Source organism: Candidatus Zixiibacteriota bacterium (assembly GCA_035380245.1).
Classification (GTDB): Bacteria; Zixibacteria; MSB-5A5; order GN15; family FEB-12; genus DAOSXA01.
Window position 1 is genome coordinate 37,902 of the sequence record DAOSXA010000004.1, and the last position, 18,920, is coordinate 56,821.

General features: G+C 54.6%; 18 protein-coding genes and 1 pseudogene. 4 read left to right on the plus strand and 15 right to left on the minus strand.

Going from position 1 to position 18,920, the window contains the following annotated elements:
- Positions 1-48: 48 nt before the first annotated feature.
- Together PLF13_13560 and PLF13_13565 are read right to left on the minus strand one after the other, a co-directional pair.
- Complete coding sequence (locus PLF13_13560) at positions 49-441, minus strand: YraN family protein (GenBank protein ID HOP08302.1); 393 nt, start codon at positions 439-441, stop codon at positions 49-51.
- Positions 428-1,078 (minus strand): ribonuclease HII, encoded by a 651-nt coding sequence (locus PLF13_13565; GenBank protein ID HOP08303.1) that lies wholly within the window; start codon positions 1,076-1,078, stop codon positions 428-430. Before PLF13_13565 ends, PLF13_13560 begins: the two co-directional genes overlap by 14 nt.
- 305 nt (positions 1,079-1,383) lie before the next feature.
- Here PLF13_13565 and PLF13_13570 point away from each other — a divergent pair, with 305 nt between their 5' ends.
- A complete protein-coding gene (locus PLF13_13570; protein HOP08304.1) occupies positions 1,384-1,977 on the plus strand; it encodes an RsmD family RNA methyltransferase in 594 nt (197 codons plus the stop codon).
- A gap of 602 nt (positions 1,978-2,579) precedes the next feature.
- Here the strand turns inward: PLF13_13570 and rplS are convergent.
- From rplS to PLF13_13610, 8 genes and pseudogenes are all read right to left on the minus strand, one after another.
- Positions 2,580-2,915: pseudogene (gene rplS / locus PLF13_13575) on the minus strand (50S ribosomal protein L19).
- Positions 2,916-2,937: 22 nt separating this feature from the next.
- Positions 2,938-3,696 carry a tRNA (guanosine(37)-N1)-methyltransferase TrmD gene (gene trmD, locus PLF13_13580; GenBank protein HOP08305.1) on the minus strand — a complete coding sequence of 253 codons (759 nt, stop codon included), beginning with the start codon at positions 3,694-3,696 and terminating at the stop codon, positions 2,938-2,940.
- Between the two features lie 11 nt (positions 3,697-3,707).
- Positions 3,708-4,229 (minus strand): ribosome maturation factor RimM, encoded by a 522-nt coding sequence (gene rimM, locus PLF13_13585; GenBank protein HOP08306.1) that lies wholly within the window; start codon positions 4,227-4,229, stop codon positions 3,708-3,710.
- 3 nt (positions 4,230-4,232) lie between these two features.
- Complete coding sequence (locus tag PLF13_13590) at positions 4,233-4,463, minus strand: KH domain-containing protein (GenBank protein HOP08307.1); 231 nt, start codon at positions 4,461-4,463, stop codon at positions 4,233-4,235.
- A gap of 109 nt (positions 4,464-4,572) precedes the next feature.
- Positions 4,573-5,067: a 30S ribosomal protein S16 gene (rpsP, locus tag PLF13_13595; protein HOP08308.1), complete on the minus strand. Its 495-nt coding sequence runs from the start codon at positions 5,065-5,067 to the stop codon at positions 4,573-4,575.
- A 26-nt stretch (positions 5,068-5,093) separates the two neighbouring features.
- The gene (ffh, locus tag PLF13_13600) at positions 5,094-6,416 is read right to left on the minus strand and encodes a signal recognition particle protein (protein ID HOP08309.1); all 1,323 of its coding nucleotides are present in this window, start codon (positions 6,414-6,416) and stop codon (positions 5,094-5,096) included.
- A 685-nt stretch (positions 6,417-7,101) separates the two neighbouring features.
- Entirely contained in the window at positions 7,102-7,560 is a 459-nt protein-coding gene (locus PLF13_13605) for a transposase (protein HOP08310.1), read from the minus strand.
- Between the two features lie 556 nt (positions 7,561-8,116).
- The gene (locus tag PLF13_13610; GenBank protein ID HOP08311.1) at positions 8,117-8,539 is read right to left on the minus strand and encodes a hypothetical protein; all 423 of its coding nucleotides are present in this window, start codon (positions 8,537-8,539) and stop codon (positions 8,117-8,119) included.
- Positions 8,540-8,700: 161 nt separating this feature from the next.
- Between PLF13_13610 and PLF13_13615 the strand changes: the two genes are divergently transcribed.
- Positions 8,701-9,600: a hypothetical protein gene (locus tag PLF13_13615; protein ID HOP08312.1), complete on the plus strand. Its 900-nt coding sequence runs from the start codon at positions 8,701-8,703 to the stop codon at positions 9,598-9,600.
- Positions 9,601-9,689: 89 nt separating this feature from the next.
- A complete protein-coding gene (locus PLF13_13620) occupies positions 9,690-10,865 on the plus strand; it encodes a class I SAM-dependent rRNA methyltransferase (protein ID HOP08313.1) in 1,176 nt (391 codons plus the stop codon).
- 259 nt (positions 10,866-11,124) lie between these two features.
- Here the strand turns inward: PLF13_13620 and PLF13_13625 are convergent, their stop codons facing one another.
- The 5 genes from PLF13_13625 to PLF13_13645 form a co-directional block, all read right to left on the minus strand.
- On the minus strand, positions 11,125-11,679 hold the full coding sequence (locus PLF13_13625) for an SWIB/MDM2 domain-containing protein (protein ID HOP08314.1): 555 nt from the start codon (positions 11,677-11,679) through the stop codon (positions 11,125-11,127).
- Between the two features lie 211 nt (positions 11,680-11,890).
- Positions 11,891-13,096, minus strand: a complete 1,206-nt coding sequence (locus PLF13_13630) for a metallophosphoesterase (GenBank protein ID HOP08315.1) — start codon at positions 13,094-13,096, stop codon at positions 11,891-11,893.
- Positions 13,097-13,182: 86 nt separating this feature from the next.
- Entirely contained in the window at positions 13,183-14,781 is a 1,599-nt protein-coding gene (locus tag PLF13_13635; protein ID HOP08316.1) for a potassium transporter TrkG, read from the minus strand.
- Positions 14,782-14,784: 3 nt separating this feature from the next.
- Entirely contained in the window at positions 14,785-16,137 is a 1,353-nt protein-coding gene (gene trkA / locus PLF13_13640) for a Trk system potassium transporter TrkA (protein ID HOP08317.1), read from the minus strand.
- Between the two features lie 177 nt (positions 16,138-16,314).
- On the minus strand, positions 16,315-17,829 hold the full coding sequence (locus PLF13_13645; protein ID HOP08318.1) for a carboxypeptidase M32: 1,515 nt from the start codon (positions 17,827-17,829) through the stop codon (positions 16,315-16,317).
- A gap of 195 nt (positions 17,830-18,024) precedes the next feature.
- On the opposite strand from PLF13_13645, the gene thyX reads away from it, so the two are divergent.
- Positions 18,025-18,885, plus strand: coding sequence for an FAD-dependent thymidylate synthase (thyX, locus tag PLF13_13650; GenBank protein ID HOP08319.1), 861 nt, complete (start codon positions 18,025-18,027; stop codon positions 18,883-18,885).
- The last annotated feature ends 35 nt before the right edge of the window (positions 18,886-18,920 follow it).

The following is an 18,920-nucleotide window of genomic DNA, read 5'->3' on the forward strand; positions in this document are numbered from 1 at the left end:
ATAGCTACGGGACTTATCTCTGCTGTAATGAAGTGCTTTTCGGGAGAGCTAGTCCGCCTCATCCGCCGCTTCAAAGGCGTTCGGGTAATGTTCCAGACGACCGTCGATAAAAGTAATCACATCGAACCGTAAATCGCAGTCGCTCAGGCTTTTCTCGATCACATAAGCCTGCGCCGCTCGCGTCAGGTTGATCGTCTTTTTCACATCCACCCGCTCCGCCGGATGGCCGAACGAAACATCCCGCACGGATTTAACCTCTACGAAAACAACCTGCTTCCCCTTGCGAGCGATCAGATCAATCTCATAGCGGCCGGAACGCCAGTTGGCGGCGAGAATATCAAAACCGTGTTGCTTCAGATATTCGGACGCTAGTTTTTCGTATTTCTGCCAGGATTTAAGAGGCTTGTTGGTGGAGGACTCTCGATAATCAGAACAAGACATACTGATCAACCAGCTCCGCCACCGGTTTGAACGACCGGCGATGGATTTCGCAGGGACCGTGTTCGCGCAGTTCCTCTAAATGAGCCCTGGTCGGATAACCCTTATGCTGAGCGAAACTGAACGAAGGATACAGCGTCTGATAACGATCCATGATCCGGTCACGCGTTACCTTGGCCACGATCGACGCTGCCGAGATCGACGCACAGAGAGCATCACCGCCAACGATGGCATACTGCGGCTGGGTCATTTTGGGAATCGTGAAGGTTCCGTCGACCAGCAGAAAATCAGGATTAGGCTGAAGGTCCTGGACCGCTTTACGCATCGCCATCAGCGAGGCTTTGAGGATGTTCATTTTATCGATACATTCGTTGTCGATAATCCCCACCGCACAGGGCAGTTCGAGATCGGCGATCTGCTCGAAAATTATCTCACGCCGCTTGGGCGAAAGTTTCTTGGAATCGGTCAATCCCTCGATTTTAAGATCGGGCGGCATGATTACGGCGGCGGCGACAACCGGCCCGGCCAGCGGTCCCCGACCAACTTCATCAACGCCGCAGATGGCGCTGAATCCCTTGTCCGTCAGCATCTGCTCGATATTGGCGTACATCTCGGCCATCAGCTTAGGATCTGCTTTCATCGCTCGCCTCATGGTTGAATTATGCCCACCGCTCATAAACGGTGCAAGTTAATGTTTCCCTATTGACCTAGTCGGCCGCCAAAAAGGCTTTTATTAGCGCTTTTTGCGGCTATATTGGGTCAAATTAGCGGACTTCCAACGGCTTTGTCGAAATCTCGCGGCCCAAACCTTGATCCCCCACCCGAGCGGTGAGGCACCTGGTACCGGGGATTTGATAAATTGTGTACGAGGATTGAATCATTCACCGCGTAACGGCGGGGCTTGTCTCCACCGCGACCGAACATAAGATTGAGAAGTGCCCAGGCATGGCAAAAAGAGACGACGACAACGATTTCGAATTCCGTATCATCGCCGGTGAGCTCAAGGGCAAACTCATCCGCGCCCCCAAGCTGGCCGGTACCCGTCCGCCGCTCAGCCGGATGCGCAAGTCGATCTTCGACTTCCTCAATCCATATCTCATCGGAGCGAATTATCTCGATCTTTTCAGCGGTACCGGCTCCTACCTGTTCGAAGCGGTCAGTCGTGGTGTCGATCAGGCTACCGGAGTTGAACTGGACGAACGACTGGTCGAATCGATCAATCATCACGCCGAGCAGTTCGGCGTCGCCGACCGGTTGCTTTGTCTTCAGGCCGATGTTTTCGAGGCGATTTCCGACTTCGCCGTCACCGGCCGGTTGTTCGACATTGTCATGATCGCCCCGCCGCAATACCGGGGAGTCATCGACCAAACTATGCAGGCCCTCGCGGACCATCGCATTGTCCGCGATGATGCTCTCATTCTCTGCCAGCACGACACCTCCGAAACGAGTAAAATAAACTTCGGCTCCTGGCCGATCCTGCAGCAGCGCAAATACGGCAACACCACCTACACGATCCTGTCCCCTTCCGAGCCCAAATGAGCCACGATTCGAGCGAGAGCAAGCGTCTGGCCGACCCGTCCACGGGTGGGGATTAGCAGTGGTAGGTCGGGTTCCGGAGTGAGCGCTGGCGAAGCCCCGTGAACGCAGAAACCCGACAAATTTCGGATAAACCCATCATTCCCGGCTATCAGATTCCCTCTACTGGAAACCTAAGGCAAACCTCGATCAACCCATCTTCCTTCATGTGGGCGGCCGACATCCTCGTCTGACCAATAAATCCGCGCCGGTTCAAAGACGGACCTACGGCACGGTGATTCAAACTTCCCACCATAGAGGTGCGGCACCAAAGCTACCTATGTCTGGTTTGTACAAGGGCGGATCCGTCTTCGAATTCACCCGGCCCACGTCACCCCAAAAGAAAAAGGGCGCCCGATTAAGAGCGCCCGTGAATGGCAAATTGAAGTTAGTTACTCTTCCTTTTTACCTTCTTCTTCAGCCGGAGTTTCCTCAGCCTTGGCCTCTTCGACCGGGGCCTGGGGAGCTGCTTCCTCAACTTTTTCGGTCACGGTTTCAGCCACCTCTGCGGTAACTTCACCGTCGCTGATACGTTTCAGAGTCTCGCGCTCTTCGGCATCCATAATCTGCTCTTTAATACGAGCGGATTTGCCGGTCAGCTCACGAAGGTAGTAGAGCTTGGCGCGACGAACCTTACCGGCTCTGATTTTCTCGATTTTGGCTATGTTCGGCGAGCAAAGCGGGAAAACACGCTCGACGCCGATGCCGGAAGAGATTTTGCGCACGGTGACAGTAGCCCCGGTACCGCTGCCGCGGCGACCGATCACTGTCCCCTGGAAAACCTGAATACGCTCTTTGTCGCCCTCTTTAATTTTGTAGTGGACCTTAAGCGTATCGCCCGAGCTGAACGGGGGGATATCTTCCCGCATGAAGCTCTTTTCGATTTGGGCTATACGTTTCATTGGCTAACCCTTTCTATATCGATCAATGTTCTTTTTTTCTCGTCTTGTTCAACAGGGCCCGCTCCTCAGCGGTCAGTTCCTGCTTTTCCAACAGGTCCGGGCGATTGGCCGCACATTTGAGCAGGGCCGCCTCGCGCCGAAACCGTTCAATCTCCTTGTGGTTGCCGTTTACCAGCGGCTCCGGAACTTTCAGCCCGGCATACTCGACCGGTTTGGTGTAAACCGGCCAGCCCAGCGTGGATTCCATGTGTGAGTCGTTGATAGCCGACTCGAAATTCCCCAGCACCCCCGGAATCAAGCGTGCGGTGCAGTCGACAATCACTGCCGCTGCCGGTTCACCGCCGGAAAGGGTGTAATCGCCGATCGAGATCTCTTCGATGTCGTACAAATCCAGCAGCCGTTCATCAACGCCCAGATAATGGCCGCAGATGATCGTCAGCCGGTCCAGAAGCGACATCTTCACCGCTTCATGCTGAGTCAGCGGTGTTCCCGCCGCCGAGGTCAACAACAGGCGCCGGTTCTCACCCGACGCGACCGCCTTATCGCGCGGTTGCCACCCCAGGCTTTGCAGACAACGATCGAGCGGCTCCAGTTTGAGCACCATCCCGCCGCCGCCGCCGTACGGGGTGTCATCAACCGTGTGATGACGGTCCGTGGCGAAATCACGGAGATTGATTATTTCTATTTCAAAGAGCTGCTTCTCCAGCGCTTTGCCGATCAACGACTGCCGCAATGACAGGGCAAAGTAATCCGGAAAAAGCGTTACTATCTCATACTTCATCGACCGAGCCTTCAGGCCGTTTCCACCAGACCGGCCGCATCAATCACGATTTTCTTCGTTCTCACATCAACGTGCTTCACGAACTTCCGAACCGCCGCTATTGACAGCCTGCGGCCGTCGCTCGCCGCGATCCGATAAACATCGTTGGCCGGGTATTGCTCCACCGATTCAACGACACCTATCTTTTCACCGTTCGTCTCGTCGACCACCTCGCAATCGACCAGCTCATGCAGGTAATGACTGCCCTCGGGCAGATCCACCAACTCGTCCGAGACAACACCCAGTTCGAGATTGGTCAGCAGTCGAGCCTGTTCCGGATTCTCGATTCCCTCGAATCGCAGCACCGGTCGCCCCGATACGATTCGGGACGAGACGATATTCAGCTTTTGCCATCCCTGGCGATTGTGGACATGAATCGTTTTCATGCCCACGAAACGCTCCGGGAAGTCGGTTTGGGGCGTGACGAAAATCTCACCGTTCACGCCGCGGGGTCGGCCGAGTCGACCGATCACCACCATTTCGTCCTGGGACACCGTCTATTCCAGAATCTCCAGCACGGCGCGCTTGCCCTGACGGGCAGCGGCGGCGGCGAGCAGGGTCCGAATCGACTTGGCCGTCTGGCCCTGTTTGCCGATCACTTTGCCGAGGTCCGGCTGCGCGACACGCAGTTCATAAACGGTCGTCCGGCTGCCTTCAACTTCCTTAACATCCACTTGGTCCGGATTGTCCACGAGGTACTTGACGATCAGTTCGATGAATTCCTTCATTGCCAGGGCCCTTTCTGATTATCCGTTGAGAAGGAGATACCGTGTTCCATTCAAAATTCGTTTGTGAACGGCGTCCTGCGACGCCGGTGGATTATCCGCAATCGGGTCGTTACTCTCCGGAGCCTTCCGCCGCCGCTTCACCGGCTTCTTCCGCCGGCGCCTCGGCCGCCTGGGCCGCTTCTTCCTTAGCCTTGGCCGCCGCTTCGGCCGCCTTGGCTTTTTCTTCAGCTTCCTTAGCCGCCGCTTCCGCTTTAGCCAGAGCCGCCTTCTTCATCTGACGCGTCTTCTTCGGACGCTCTTTGATCGTGGTCTTGATTTCGACCGTCGACACATCCTGTCCCTTCTTCAGCATCTCGTATTTGGTGAGAAAACCGATCTGGGACAAAAGCGCGTGGACCGTGTTCGACGGCTGCGCGCCGTCGTTGAACCATTTCACCAGCTTGTCTTCGAAGACATGAATCTCGGCCGGCTTGGTAATCGGATTATAGGTGCCAAGATTCTCCAGATACTTACCGTCACGGGCGCGACGTGAATCGATCGCCACGATCCGGTAGAACGGGCGTTTCTTAGCTCCCATACGGCGAAGTCTTACATGTACAGCCAACAAATCCTCCGTTACTTCTGTCCGGGTCAGAAGGGCATGAGCCCTTTCGGAAGACCTCGGAACTTCTTTTTATTCATATTCTGAAACATTTTTTGCATCGCAAAGAACTGCTTGAGCAACTGGTTGACCGACTGGACTGAGTTCCCCGACCCCGCCGCTATACGGCGTTTGCGGGATCCATCGATCATCACCGGGTTGCGTCGCTCCTGGACAGTCATCGACTTGATGATCGCCACCATCCGCTCCATGTCGCGTTCATCCACTTTGATTCCCTTGAGCATTTTACCGGCGCCCGGGATCATACCCAGCAGCGATTCGAGCGGACCCATCTTTTTAAGCTGCTCCATCTGGCTCAGAAAATCCTCGAAGTCGAATTTGGCCTTGAGAATCTTCTCCTGCATCTTCGCGGCCTCTTTGGCGTCGATCGTCTCCTGAGCCTTTTCGACCAGCGAGACGATATCCCCCATACCGAGAATGCGCGATGCCATCCGCTCGGGATGGAACGGCTCCAACTCGGGGAGCTTTTCGCCCACTGAGGCCATCTTGATCGGGCAGCCCGTTACATGACGGATCGACAGCGCCGCGCCGCCTCGGGCATCGCCGTCGAGCTTCGACAGCACCACCCCGGTGACGGAGAGACGCTTGTGGAACTCATCGGCCACTTTAACCGCATCCTGACCGGTCATGGCATCGGCCACAAGCAGCAGTTCATCCGGAGGAGCCACTTTCTTGAGCTCCTCCAATTCGTTCATCAACTCATCGTCTATATGCAACCGTCCGGCGGTGTCGATCAGAACCAGATCAATGAAATTCTTCTCGGCGTACTTGATCGCCTGACGGGCGATTTCCGGTGGCTTGGTGTTTTCGACGTGGAAATGCGGGACGTCGATCTGGTCGGCCAGCACCTTGAGCTGCTTGACCGCGGCCGGGCGATAGATATCGCAGGCGACCACCATCGGCTTCTTGTTTTTGCGCTTGGCCCAGAGAGCGAGCTTGGCGGTCAGAGTGGTTTTACCCGAGCCCTGAAGACCGCAGACGGCGTAAACCGTGGGGGACTTGTCGATCGGATGCAGCGGTTCGGCTTTGCCGCCGAGGAGCGCAACCAGCTCGTCGTGGACGATCTTGATCACGTGCTGACCGGGGTCGATCGACTGAAGGACTTCGACGCCGACCGCTTTGGCCTCGACTGCCTTGATGAAGTCTTTGGCGACTTTGTAATTGACGTCCGCTTCGAGGAGCGCGCGACGGACCTCGCGCATGGAGTCCTGGATGTTCTTCTCCGTCAGGCGACCGGCGCCTCGGAGTTTCTTGAAGACCACATCCAGTTTTTCAGACAGCGAGCTAAACATCGTTTCCTCGAAATTTCATCCAACACAAAACGGCCAACTATTGGCCAGACCTCTCCATCGCGGTCTGGGCAACCTGGAGCTCCTGGGAGCCTATCCACCTGTCCAGCCGCACTGGAGCCTGTAAATATAATGGTTGGCTTTAGTTTGGCAAGCAGTTTATCCACATTTTGGCAGCGTCGCGTAAGGGGATCCGAATTTTCCATAACAGTATATATCCCTTCCCCTTATAGAGAATTGGGTTCGTTTTGCGTATTTTTGTTTTGGGGTAACAGAAGCTGTAGTGATTGCGGCCGCGGGGTCCGCTCGGTGATTGATTTCCAAGGTTTGTGGTGCTGTCCTGTTCATACAAGAGAGGATTGAGACAGGATTGTGCGCAGGATTTGTGAAGGAAGTGGAGGGGCGAGCGAAGGGGCCGCTGGTGTCCACAATCTCGGCCCGATCCCGTTGTAGGTCGAAATCCCCTGCCCGCCGCAGGCGGGTCGCAAAGCGAGGTTTCGACATTCAATTCACTCCCCGAAATCTCCTTTTGGGAGGATTGAGACAGGATTGTGCGCAGGATTTGTGGAGGAGTTGGAGGGGCGAGCGAAGGGGCCGCTGGTGTCCACAATCTCGGCCCGATCCCGTTGTAGGTCGAAATCCCCTGCCCGCCGCAGGCGGGTCGCGAAGCGAGGTTTCGACATTCAATTCACTCCCCGAAATCTCCTTTTGGATCGATACTCCCAGACACACCCCAGGTCTCGTCGTAAACACCAAGGTCGACAAACATCTTGAATGAGGAGTACCGCCAGGCAGAAGCTCGATCGGCGTGGCCGTGCTTCACGGCATTATAGTGGACGTAGTCGAAGTGGCGGTTCAGATCCTCTTGATCTCGTATGACGTGGTCCCAGAATCGGTTCTGCCACACCTTACCGGCCTTGACACCAACCCTTTTGCGATACAACGACGAAAAGGAGAGCTTCCAGCGACGGCTCAGACTGGAAACGTCGTGATTGAGGGGATCGACCACCATATGAACGTGATCCGGGAGAATAGCCCATGCCATTAGAAGCCATTTCCCGTCACGGGACAGTTTCTGCCACGCCGCGTGGATCAGATCGGCATTGTCAACGAGGATTGGGTTACGTTTCTCGACAACGTGGGACAAGAAGTAAACCTGTTCTTTCCCTTTGTAACGTCGGATATTGGTCACGGCGGAATGTAGCAAGTCGGGCAAACAAGATCAACGGTTTGTCGAACCTCGGGGGGGCCGTATTCAGGGGATTGTCGAAACCTCGCTTCGCGAGTCCCGCCTCGTGGGACCAGGGGTTTCGACCTACAGGGCTCCTCGCACCGTTCGACGGTTCCAAGCCCCCCTCACATTCCCTACAAGCTCTGTGAAAAATCCGATGTGAGCCCATGATGTAGAGAAGCAGACCGGGAGGTCAGCCGCCCGCGAGATGCGAAATATGCAAAACGAACCCATTTCGCCGTAAGCCGAAAACATCTATCAGGTTCGGGCGGAGGTGCGAATTCGCATTGTGGATAATTCGGCCGAGAGATTGCCTTTTCACATAGCTCCTCACAAAGACAGTGGTTGAGCCATTGCCATTGGAAGCGCGACTTATCGGTCAAACGGCCCGGAGTTTGCCCCGGTTTTTCATACAGAAAACCAGGGCCGATCCAAAAATCATAATCTCCCCATTGGCGTCATCGGTTCAAGCTCAACCCTGGGTACTAGAAGAATAATAATGCAGACTGGATAAAAACAAACCAAGCCCGATCGCCAGATAAATCGGCGAGAGGTAAAGACGGGAAATGGGAGAATGCCGAAGGCCGTAGCCCATCACCACCATGATAACGATAATCAAATAGCTACGCCAACTCTGGAAGGCGAACAGACATACCCGTTCACGGTCGGTCGCCTGGGTCAGGAGTCGGATTTTGTTTTTGCGCACGAGCCTCAGAAAACCGAACCGATAAACCACTAAGCCGACCGCCGCCCCGATCGTCACCGGTACAATCCAGGCCGTCTCCTCCATCGTCAGCCAATGCGCCGCTACTACGCAAAGCATAATCCCGACCGCGGACCAGACCATCCCGGCCAGCACCGGAAGCAGCTTCTTGTTCACCGAAGGCGACTTCATACGACCTCAAATTAAGAAGCAACCTCGCCGGATCATATATGTTTTTTTGACCGCTTGTGGCTCTCCGGCCAGGTTGCTCTCCGGAAGAATCAACGGATATCGTTAAACCCAAACGGCGTCTCAAACGTCCTATCGGCAACTTCAGCAACCAGGGAGTATAAATGACAACGACCAGCCCCGTCATCCTGCTCTTGACTTTAACGGCTCTTGCCGTTCACGCCCAACAACCAGATTTCCAACATCTGACCGGTCCTTATCTCGGACAAACACCACCGGGAACGACCCCACAGGTCTTTGCCGAAGGACTCATCGATCCCGATTTACACGGTTGTCCCGTCTTCACACCCGATGGACTCGAGGTCTACTGGAAGCCTATGAACAACGAACATGTGCTGTGCTCACGAACGGTCGACGGCCATTGGACGGCGCCGACACCCATCGAGTTTCCCCATCGGTTTGATAACTCCGATGCCCCGATCCTGTCGGTCGATGGAATCCGCCTTTATTTTGTATCGACCGAACCGATGAATATCGCCGACAACATCCGGGAACATGTCTGGTTCAGCGACCGAAACGAGAATGGCTGGGGAACACCAACGCCGGCAGGAAACAATATCAACCGGATGGGCGTACATTGGCAAACATCCGTGGCCGCCAACGGCGATCTGTATTTCCATTCGCTCAATTCAGGCGGTGGAGATATTTTCTCCTCGAGTTTTATTGACGACGCCTGGGCTGTCCCCGAAGCCCTCGGGGCGACCGTCAACGCAGCCACCTACGAACACGCACCGTTTATCGCACCCGACCAGAGCTACCTCATCTTTTCACGGGTCGATTTTTCCTCGGAGGACAAAGGCGCCGATCTGTTCATCAGCTTCCGCAAGCCGAACGGTGAATGGGGCCTGGCTCGTCCCATGACCGAGCTCAACAAACCGGGAATCAACGAGACGGCGCCGAACGTAACACGCGATGGGAAATACTTGTTCTTTCTTAGCAACACTGCCAACGGCCTGAGCGCGCACTGGGTCAGCACGGCCGTGATCGATCGCTACCGTTCCTGATCGGCGAACACCGCACCGCCACTCCGGCTTGACACCGTAGTCGCAACACTGTACTTTGCTGCGTCCGATAACTCCTGTCAGGACGGAAGATGAGCAGACTTGTCCTCAAGCCCAAAGAAGACTACCGAATTCGCACCGGTCATCTCTGGGTTTTCAGTAACGAAATCGCGCGGGTAGAAGAGGCTCCCGGTTCGGGCGAGATTGTCGATGTGACCGACTCCCGAGGCGGTTTTTTAGGATGTGCCTATTACAATCGCCATACCCTCATTGCCGCCCGCCTGCTGACCTCACATCACGAGGAAATCGACACCGCTTTTATCGAGCAACGCCTGCGTCGCGCTCTACGCTACCGCGAAGAGATGCTGGATTCGTTGCGTTCATTTCGCACCGTCTATTCTGAAAGTGATTTTCTTCCCGGTCTGATCGTCGACAAATACGAGAACATTCTAGTTGTACAACTGCTCACTCTCGGTATGGAACGACTGCGAAGCCGGATTATCGAGGCACTCCATCGGGTTTTCCAGCCCGCGGGCATCGTTCTGCGATGTGACTCTCCTTTTCGCGAACTCGAAGGCCTGCCTGTCGAGGCCACTTCCGTTGTGGCTGGAACCGTACCGGATATGGTGGTTATCGAGGAAGCCGGTGCGCGTTTTATCGTGGATACCATGCAGGGACAGAAAACCGGCTTTTTCTTCGATCAACGTGATGCCCGCGCTGCCGTACGCCGGCTCGCTCGGAATCGACGCGTGCTCGATTGTTTCAGTTTCACCGGCGGATTCTCGATCAACTGCGCTTTCGGAGGCGCCACCGAAGTGCTCGCGGTCGACCGCTCATCCCCCGCTCTCGACATCCTGAACGATAACGCTCGCTTGAACGGTGTCGAGAAAATCGTTTCCACACGGCAGGGCAATTGCCTTGACATCCTTCGCGACCTGAATGAGCGCAAGGAGCGGTTCGACCTGGTCATCCTCGATCCGCCGGCCTTTATCAAATCAAAAAGCCGTCTTAAAACCGGAATGGCCGGCTATCGCGACATCAATCGCCTTGCCGCGCGTTTGTTGGCGCCCGAGGGAATTCTGGCTACTTTTAGCTGCTCGCAGAATCTCAATATCGATCAGTTCTCCAAAATTCTTTTTCAGGCCGCTCGCAGTTCGGGCCGGAGGTTCCGCATCATTAGCTCCCTGACCCAGGCCGTCGACCACCCTGTCCTCCAGGCTATGCCGGAGACTCAGTATCTCAAAGGCCTTATCCTCCAGGCTCTGTGACCCACTTCGTCGGGATGGTTGAAAAAGGTGTACGCCCGGAGTTTCGAGAAAACACAATAGTAACACGAGCGACACGAAGCCGCTCGCTACGCAAGATCATGATTTTACTGCGTGCTCCGGGATTTCGTACCCGATACGATGGATACAACAAATGGGATACAAAAACGAAGGCTGGAGCGGGTGCTCCAGCCTTTCACGGTGTCGTTCTATGACGTCAACAGTCCGGCGTGTGGCGGTCCGGACCTAAAATGGGTCTCGCCTATTTCATATGCTTGGAGACCAGCTTGGTCATCTCAAACATTGAGACCTGCTTCTTGCCGCCGAAGATTTTCTTCAGCTTTTCGTCGGCATTGATCATGCGCTTGTTAGCCGTATCCTGAAGCCCGTTCTTCTTGATGTATTCCCAGAGCTTCTTGGTGACTTCAGTGCGCGGGATTGCCTTAGTGCCTACGATAGCGCCCAGGTCAGCAGACAGCTCCATCGGACGCATAAAAGCCGGATTCGGCTTACGTTTAGACGCTGTCTTTTTCTTAGGCGCGGCTTTTTTCGCAGCAGGCTTCTTCGCAGCGGCCTTTTTCTTGGGAGCGGCCTTCTTGGCAGCCGGCTTCTTCGCAGCGGCCTTCTTCTTCGGAGCGGCCTTCTTCGGAGCAGCCTTCTTAACCGTGGTCTTCTTCGGCGCGACCTTCTTGGTCGTGACCTTCTTCTTCGGTGCAGCCTTCTTAGCCGTGGTCTTCTTCGGGGCAGCCTTCTTGGCCGTGGTCTTCTTCGGAGCGGCCTTCTTCTTGGCCGGCGCCTTCTTCTTCGCTACGGGCATCATGTGCTCCTTTGTAACATTAGGTCGTTGGTTAGTTTTATTATGTACTCTTTTGTCTTCGTTAGGCAATCTATAGACAAATCAAATCAAGAATGAGCTACGCGTCCCGATCCAACCGAGCGAAATCTACCGGAGTTTGAAACTCTATTGCAACAAAAAAAAGTTTTTATGAAGTCATTTTGTCTATGAAAAAGAGACAATGTCAAACGGGCTAGATAAGATCGGGGCGCTCCAGTCGGAACACCGGTGCTTCGGCAGGGCAACCGAGCCGGAACGGGAACCAATGACCGACTCCGGCCGAGGTGAAAAGCCGGTTATCACCGATACGATAATGCCCCCAGAGATAGCTTCCTCCGAAGAAACGTTCGAAGACAGAACGTCCCGCGAAGCCTATCTGACCACCGTGGGTGTGACCGGCCAGTGTGAGATCGACACCTAGGCGTGCCGCCGGTTCGAAGACGTAAGGGCGATGGCTCATCAGAATCGTGAATGTTCCCTCGGGGACTCCATCCAGAGTCTGCACCAGAGAATCGACGAAGAAACTCTCTCCGACATTGCTCATCGAGCGGGGATCATCGAGTCCCGCGATCGCCAGCGGGACATTATTGGCGTTGACCATGACAGTCTGATTGATCAAGAGCGGTACCGGGGAGGCATCGAAAATGCGAATGACTTTTTTTACCCCTCGGAAATACTCGTGATTGCCGAGAGTAGCATAAACGCCGAAACGCGGGTGCAGACCGTCGAACATCCGAAGAGCCTCGGGGAGCATTTCGAGTTCATCGGAGACATCCCCCGAGACAAGCACCAGATCCGGTTGGAACTGCTCGGCCTCGGTCAGGACCTGTTCCAAGGTGTGGAGATTGACATAGTGTCCCAGATGAATGTCGGAAAGATGCAGCAACCGGAGACCCGCAAGCGGCGGCGGCAGTGTAGCAAAAGCGAGAGGTTCCTCGTAAACTTTCACCGAACCGAGAGCCTGGGCGACACCGGTGACCGACATCCCGACAGTTGCGGCCGGAAGGATCAACGCCGTAGTTCTGAGAAAAGCACGCCGGTTGGTGTTGAGTTTGTCCGGGACAGCGGTTTTAATCCTGCGTGCGATGAAATCAGCAAGGGAATCGGTCAGATGGAGAATCCCGGAAATCGGCAGAGCGATCATAAGGGCCACTTCGAGAACGAACACCAGCACTGCCGCCAGCGAAGCGGCATCCGACAACCAGGTCAGCGAGAACCAGGCTCCCACACCCCAGAGAGCTACGAAAACTATCCCGGCCAGGGGCAGCGACCAGGATGAGCGCCGCATCCAGGTCCGTCGCCACCAGGGCCGATTGAGGGCATAAAGCAACAGCACCTGCAAACCACCCACAACCAGAATGGCAATAGTGGAGAATATAATCGGGAAAAGCTCTCGCATGGTCTCCTGGGTTCCTCGATCAGTTTATACGCGCCGAGACGGAAATCTATCGCTTTTTTCGCACTGCTTGTCCCTGCGCCTTTTCTTTATTTACGCCAGGTGGCCGGTCTGAGGACGATCAGGACCGTGAAAATTTCGAGGCGACCAAGGAGCATCGAAACCACCAGGATCCATTTCCCGGGGATCGGAATCCAGGAGTAATTCTCAACCGCTCCGACACCGGACAAACCAGGGCCGATGTTTCCGATGGTGGCGATCGAGGCTGCTACGGCGGTGGTCAAATCAGGCACGAAAAGGGTCATCAGGATAGCGACCAGGGCGAATAGACCGACAAACAAAATCGAGAAGGAAACTATGTTGATTGACATCTTGTCATCGACTGCGCTCGATCCGATCTTCAAGGGAGCCACCAGACGCGGGAAGGTCAGCTTGCGCAGTTCGTTTATGGCCATCTTGAACACTACCATGATACGAATCATCTTCATGCCGCCACCCGTAGAACCGGCACAGCCGCCGAAGAACATCAGCACGATCATGAGAATACGAAGGAAATCCGGCCAGATGTCGAAATCGGTAGTGGCAAAACCAGTGGTAGTAGTGATGGAGAGAACCTGAAAAGTCGCCTCACGGACCGTACCGTAAACAGTCGTATATTTAGACGCGTGTAATTGGTGATGATCAATAAACTCCTCGGCGGTCAGTTGGTGGTGCCGCCAGTGATCGGAGGCCTCCTTGACCGGTTTCGGTCCGCCGAAGTACAAAACAGCCGAGACCAGAACGATCGCGACCAGGATCACCCCGGTGTAGAAACGAAATTCACGGTTGTCGGTCATAGCGCGGATATCACCCCGGAGAGCCTTGAAATGCAGTACGAAATTTACCCCGGCAAGAAACATGAAGAGACTGATAATCCAGGTGATCCAGTCGGACTCGAAGCCGGCGACAGAAGCGTTACGGGTGGAAAATCCCCCGGTGGCCATAGTCGCGAACGAATGACAGATCGCCTCAAACCAGTCCATTCCGGCAATCATGAGCAGCCCTGTCTCTACGGCGGTAAGCAGACAATAAACACCCCAGAGAATCGAGGCGGTATGGGTCAGACGTGGACCGAGTTTATCTTTGGAGGGACCGGGGACTTCGCCGCGAAACATTTGGTAACCGGAAACACCCATGGCCGGGAAGATCGCCAGAGCGAGAGTGATGATCCCCATGCCGCCAAGCCAGTGGGTCAACGCACGTAAAAACAGAAGCGAGCGCGGGACGGCCTCGATGTCGGTCAGAATCGAGGCGCCGGTAGTGGTAAAGCCGGACATGACTTCGAAAAAAGAATCGGTAAAGGCCAGCATGAAACCGTTGCTGTCGGGCGGCCGGACTTCCATAAAATAGAGGCAGAACGGAATTGATGAAATGAGTGTAAGCATCATCCAGCCGATCGTCACCACGGCATAGCCCTCTTTGGTACCCTGCAATTCACGGGCGCTCCGGAACAGCCAGGCGACAGCCGTTCCGAAAATCAGCGAGAAAGCGATGGCGATCACGAATCCGAGTGTCTCCGGACGGCCGAACGCCTGCAACAGACCAAGAGACCGGTCATCGTAGAAAGCGATGGCAAGCGGGACAATCAAAACCAGTCCCATAACCTGCATGAGCTTGCCTGTGGCCAGCGCCACTGCGGTCTTATGCATGGATCATCCCCGAGCCTTGAAGAGTTTCGAGATCGCCCCCAGGTTTTTATGACGGGTGATCATAATGACATGGTCGTCGGCTTCGATTACGGTGTCGCCGCCCGGAAGGATCATTCGGTCCTGGCGTACGATGATGCCCACAATAGACCCACGCTTGAGTTTCGATGCCAGCTTACGGATTTGCATGCCGGCGACATCGCTGGTTGGGCTGACGTTGAACCGGACCGCCTCGATATCAACATCATGCAGCCTCACAACCGCTCCGATCTGTCCGCGTGAGATGATTTCCAGAATTTCGCGAGCGGTGGTAAGACGAGGATTGAGAACATGGTCAATACCGATCGAATGGAAAAGAGCATCGTGCTGGTTGTCGGTGGTGGTGGCAATTACCTCGTGAGCCCCCTCGACTTTAGCCAGCAGGGTCGAGAGCATGTTGTATTCGGCGGCGTTGGAGCTGGCGATGAAAAAGGAAGCAGACTCGATGTTGATTTCACGGAGAATGTCGGCCTGGGTACAATCGCCGTGGATGACCTGGACCGTTTCGAACTGGGCGGCTATTTCTTCGGCATGTTTGAGATTGGGATCGACCAGAATGACATTATTGTCGGTCTTATCGAGAGCCAGAGCCAGTTCGGCCGTGGCATAGGAATCACCACTGACGACTATCTTGCGGCGCTTTTTGTGTTCGAAACCCATCATCTGCAGGAAGCGCGGCAATGATTCGCGCGGGAAAAGCGAATAAACGATATCGCCGGGAAGAATCTCGGTGGAGCCGTCGGGGATCATCCCTTCCCCGGCTCTGACGAGAGCGGCAAACAAAACGATATGCGGATTTATTTCCTGTCTGATTTGCAGCGGAGTTTTACCGGCAATCTCCATATTCTCGCGGACGCGGTAACCGCGAAGTAAAATCCGGCCTTCTTCAAAATCAGCCGACTCGACGGCATGGGGTGTCTCGACAAACTGGAGGATGTTGTCCACCAGAACTTTCTCAGGGTGAATCACGGAGGTGATACCGATTTTGCTGAGTGAGGCGCTGTCGTTGTTGAACTCGCGGTTGCGAATACGAGCGATACGGCGGGGAACCTCATATTGAGCCGCAATGGCGCACACGACCATGTTAACCTCGTCGTTCGGCGTCACGGCCAGCACCATGTCGGCTTCCGGAAGACCTGCCTCATGGAGCACCGCCGGTGAACTCCCCGATCCGTTAATGATCTGAAGGTCTAATTTCTCCGAGATCTCACGGCAGAGATTGGCGTCCAACTCGACCAGTGACAGATGATGTTTATCTCTAAGCAGATGATCGGCTAGCGAATAACCAACTACACCGCCGCCAACAATGACAATTCTCATAACTCGCGCTGATTCCGTTTTTTTTGGGCTCGGCTTCCTTTTTCAGCGACAAAATGCAGGCGATAGACCGGGCTTGGCAACCATTTAATCGGGAAGACGACTTCTCGGACAAAATCACGTTCACAAGAAAGGGCCGGAGTCATCGACTCCGGCCCCATAAAAACCATGATACCCGGATTAGAATCCGTAAATGTCCGAGTACTTGGCGTACATATAGTCAACCAGCGGTTTGTACGACAGCTCCTGACCGGTAACCCGTTTCAACAGCTCGGGCGCCCGATAGCGGGTACCGTGCTGATGAATGTTCACCCGGAGCCATTCGCGCAGTTTGAGAAGCTCGCCCCGCTCGAATTGCTCGTACAGGTCGGGCATATCTTCGAGAGCCTTGGCGAAGAACTGAGCCGACATCAGATTGCCCAGGCTGTAGGTCGGGAAATAACCGATAAGACCACTCGACCAATGGACATCCTGGAGACAACCGTTGCTGTCGGAATCGATTTCGATGCCGAAGTATTTCTTGAAACGACTGTTCCATTCACTCGAAACATCGGCCGGTTTGAGATCGCCCCGGATCATCGCCCGTTCCAGTTCGAAGCGCAAAAGAATATGCAGGTTGTATGTAGCCTCGTCCGCCTCGACGCGAATGAAAGAGGGGGTGACGTTGTTGATCGCAGCGTAAAAATCCTCGATCTTGACACCGCTGAGACTGTCCCTGAAAATCCTTTGCGCCTGCGGGAAGAAATAGCGCCAGAACGGCAAAGAACGACCAATCTGGTTTTCCCACATCCGGGACTGCGATTCATGCACCCCCAGTGAAGCCGATTCGCCGGCCGGAAGACCGAAATAGTCCTTCTTGTTCAAACCCATTTCATACAGCCCGTGACCGGCCTCGTGCATAATACCGAACAGGGCATCGTTGAGCCGTTTCGGATTGTAGCGAGTAGTGATGCGGGTGTCGCCGGGGCCCAGACCGGTACAGAACGGGTGGGTCGTTATATCAAGGCGACCGGCGGTGAAGCTGTACCCCATCGCCTGAGCTACGGACTCACCGAAAACCCGCTGGAGATTGACATCATAATCACGCTCGACAATCGAAACATCGGGGCGTTTCGGGGCGTCTTTGATTTTCCCGAGCAGTTCGACCAGCTCCTTACGAAGTCCCTCAAAGGTATCGGCGACGACATCGACAGTCATACCCTTCTCGTAGTTGTCGAGCAGCGCGTTGTAGGGCTCACCTTCGTAGCCAAAAGCCTCGGCTTTGCGAATGGTAAGATTCAGAACCTTTTCAAGCCAGGGCTGGAAGGCTTTGAAATTATTGGCGGCTCGCGCGCGAACCCATTCACTCTGAGCAAGGGTGGTCGTCTTCGACATTTCCTCGACCAGATCCTTGGGCAGCTTGGTTGCCTTATCGTAGTCGTAGCGGGTTTCGCGGATATTGGCGGCTTCGATGCTGCCGCTGTCCTTCATGAGTTCGGACTGCTCCAGTTCGGCAAGAAGATCACCGATTTTGGGATCGGTGAAGCGCTCGTGCACCAGGCCGGAAAGGAGAGAAAGCTGGTCGGCGCGTATCTGGGCGCCTTCGGGCGGCATGTGGGTGCGCTCATCCCAGCCAAGCACTCCCGCAGCCGAAGCCAGTACGGCGATTTCGCGAATGCTCTCGATCAGTTTTTTATAGCTGTCTTGTGCGGACATGTTTGCTCCTTAGTCTATGTACAGGATTCCTTTATCACACTCCTAATCTGAACGGCTAAGATATGTAAAAGTTGCGGCAGAAACAACCATCGTCACAAATTGAGTATCGAATCTCATGCCGGTTCGAAATCCTTTGGAAATCAGAGTCGTCGCGCCTTATATTCGACCCGGATCGTCTTTTCACGGAGGAAAACAGTGGCTAACGATAGAATAAAAAAAGCCGACGCCTTAATCGATAAGCAATTCAATGTCCTCGATCACGGCTTTGTCCGGCTGATTGACTATATGGGTTCCGATGCCGCCATCGTTCAGGCGGCGCGCGTGAGTTACGGAGCCGGTACCAAGAAGGTTTCTCAGGATCGCGGTTTGATTCGCTACCTGATGCGCAACCGGCATACTTCGCCGTTCGAGATGGTCGAATTCAAATTTCATGTCAAACTCCCGATTTTTGTCGCCCGGCAATGGATCCGCCATCGCACCGCCAACGTCAACGAGTTAAGCGGCCGTTATTCAGTGATGAAAGAAGAATTTTACATCCCGAACGAAGCCCATATCGGTTCCCAGGCGAAAGACAACAAACAAGGCCGAACCTTTGATGAAGTTCCCGCCGGTTTGAAAGCCAGGTTCGTCGACTGGCTCAATCAGACTCAGGGATCGAATTATGCTCGGTATCATGAACTGGTCGAGGACGGCCTCGCCCGCGAACTGGCCCGGATCAACCTGCCGCTTTCACTTTACACTGAGTGGTATTGGAAAATCGACCTGCACAACCTGTTCCATTTCCTGCGCTTGCGACTCGATAAACATGCCCAGTTGGAAATTCGGCTGTACGCCGAGGTAATGACCAAAATGGTGAAAGCGGTCTGTCCGCTAGCTTATGAAGCGTTCGAGGATTACATTCTCAACGCCGCGTCGTTTTCGGCTCAGGAATTAACGGTACTTAAACCGGCCCTTGCAGCGGTTGAAACTACGGAAGAGGCACTTGTCGAACAGGGTCTCTCCAAACGCGAGGCGGCGGAGTTGATCGATAAGCTGGAGCGAATAAAAAAGCTCTAGCGGATTATTTCGTAAGGGGCTTTTGACAATTCCAG

Excerpts from the sequence above, each read along its gene's own strand:
- PLF13_13560 (HOP08302.1), bottom strand. The coding sequence starts at position 441 with ATGTCTTGTTCTGATTATCGAGAGTCCTCCACCAACAAGCCTCTTAAA.
- PLF13_13565 (HOP08303.1), bottom strand. The coding sequence starts at position 1,078 with ATGAAAGCAGATCCTAAGCTGATGGCCGAGATGTACGCCAATATCGAG.
- PLF13_13570 (HOP08304.1), top strand. The coding sequence starts at position 1,384 with ATGGCAAAAAGAGACGACGACAACGATTTCGAATTCCGTATCATCGCC.
- trmD (HOP08305.1), bottom strand. The coding sequence starts at position 3,696 with ATGAAGTATGAGATAGTAACGCTTTTTCCGGATTACTTTGCCCTGTCA.
- PLF13_13590 (HOP08307.1), bottom strand. The coding sequence starts at position 4,463 with ATGAAGGAATTCATCGAACTGATCGTCAAGTACCTCGTGGACAATCCG.
- ffh (HOP08309.1), bottom strand. The coding sequence starts at position 6,416 with ATGTTTAGCTCGCTGTCTGAAAAACTGGATGTGGTCTTCAAGAAACTC.
- PLF13_13610 (HOP08311.1), bottom strand. The coding sequence starts at position 8,539 with ATGAAGTCGCCTTCGGTGAACAAGAAGCTGCTTCCGGTGCTGGCCGGG.
- PLF13_13615 (HOP08312.1), top strand. The coding sequence starts at position 8,701 with ATGACAACGACCAGCCCCGTCATCCTGCTCTTGACTTTAACGGCTCTT.
- PLF13_13620 (HOP08313.1), top strand. The coding sequence starts at position 9,690 with ATGAGCAGACTTGTCCTCAAGCCCAAAGAAGACTACCGAATTCGCACC.
- PLF13_13625 (HOP08314.1), bottom strand. The coding sequence starts at position 11,679 with ATGCCCGTAGCGAAGAAGAAGGCGCCGGCCAAGAAGAAGGCCGCTCCG.
- PLF13_13630 (HOP08315.1), bottom strand. The coding sequence starts at position 13,096 with ATGCGAGAGCTTTTCCCGATTATATTCTCCACTATTGCCATTCTGGTT.
- PLF13_13635 (HOP08316.1), bottom strand. The coding sequence starts at position 14,781 with ATGCATAAGACCGCAGTGGCGCTGGCCACAGGCAAGCTCATGCAGGTT.
- trkA (HOP08317.1), bottom strand. The coding sequence starts at position 16,137 with ATGAGAATTGTCATTGTTGGCGGCGGTGTAGTTGGTTATTCGCTAGCC.
- PLF13_13645 (HOP08318.1), bottom strand. The coding sequence starts at position 17,829 with ATGTCCGCACAAGACAGCTATAAAAAACTGATCGAGAGCATTCGCGAA.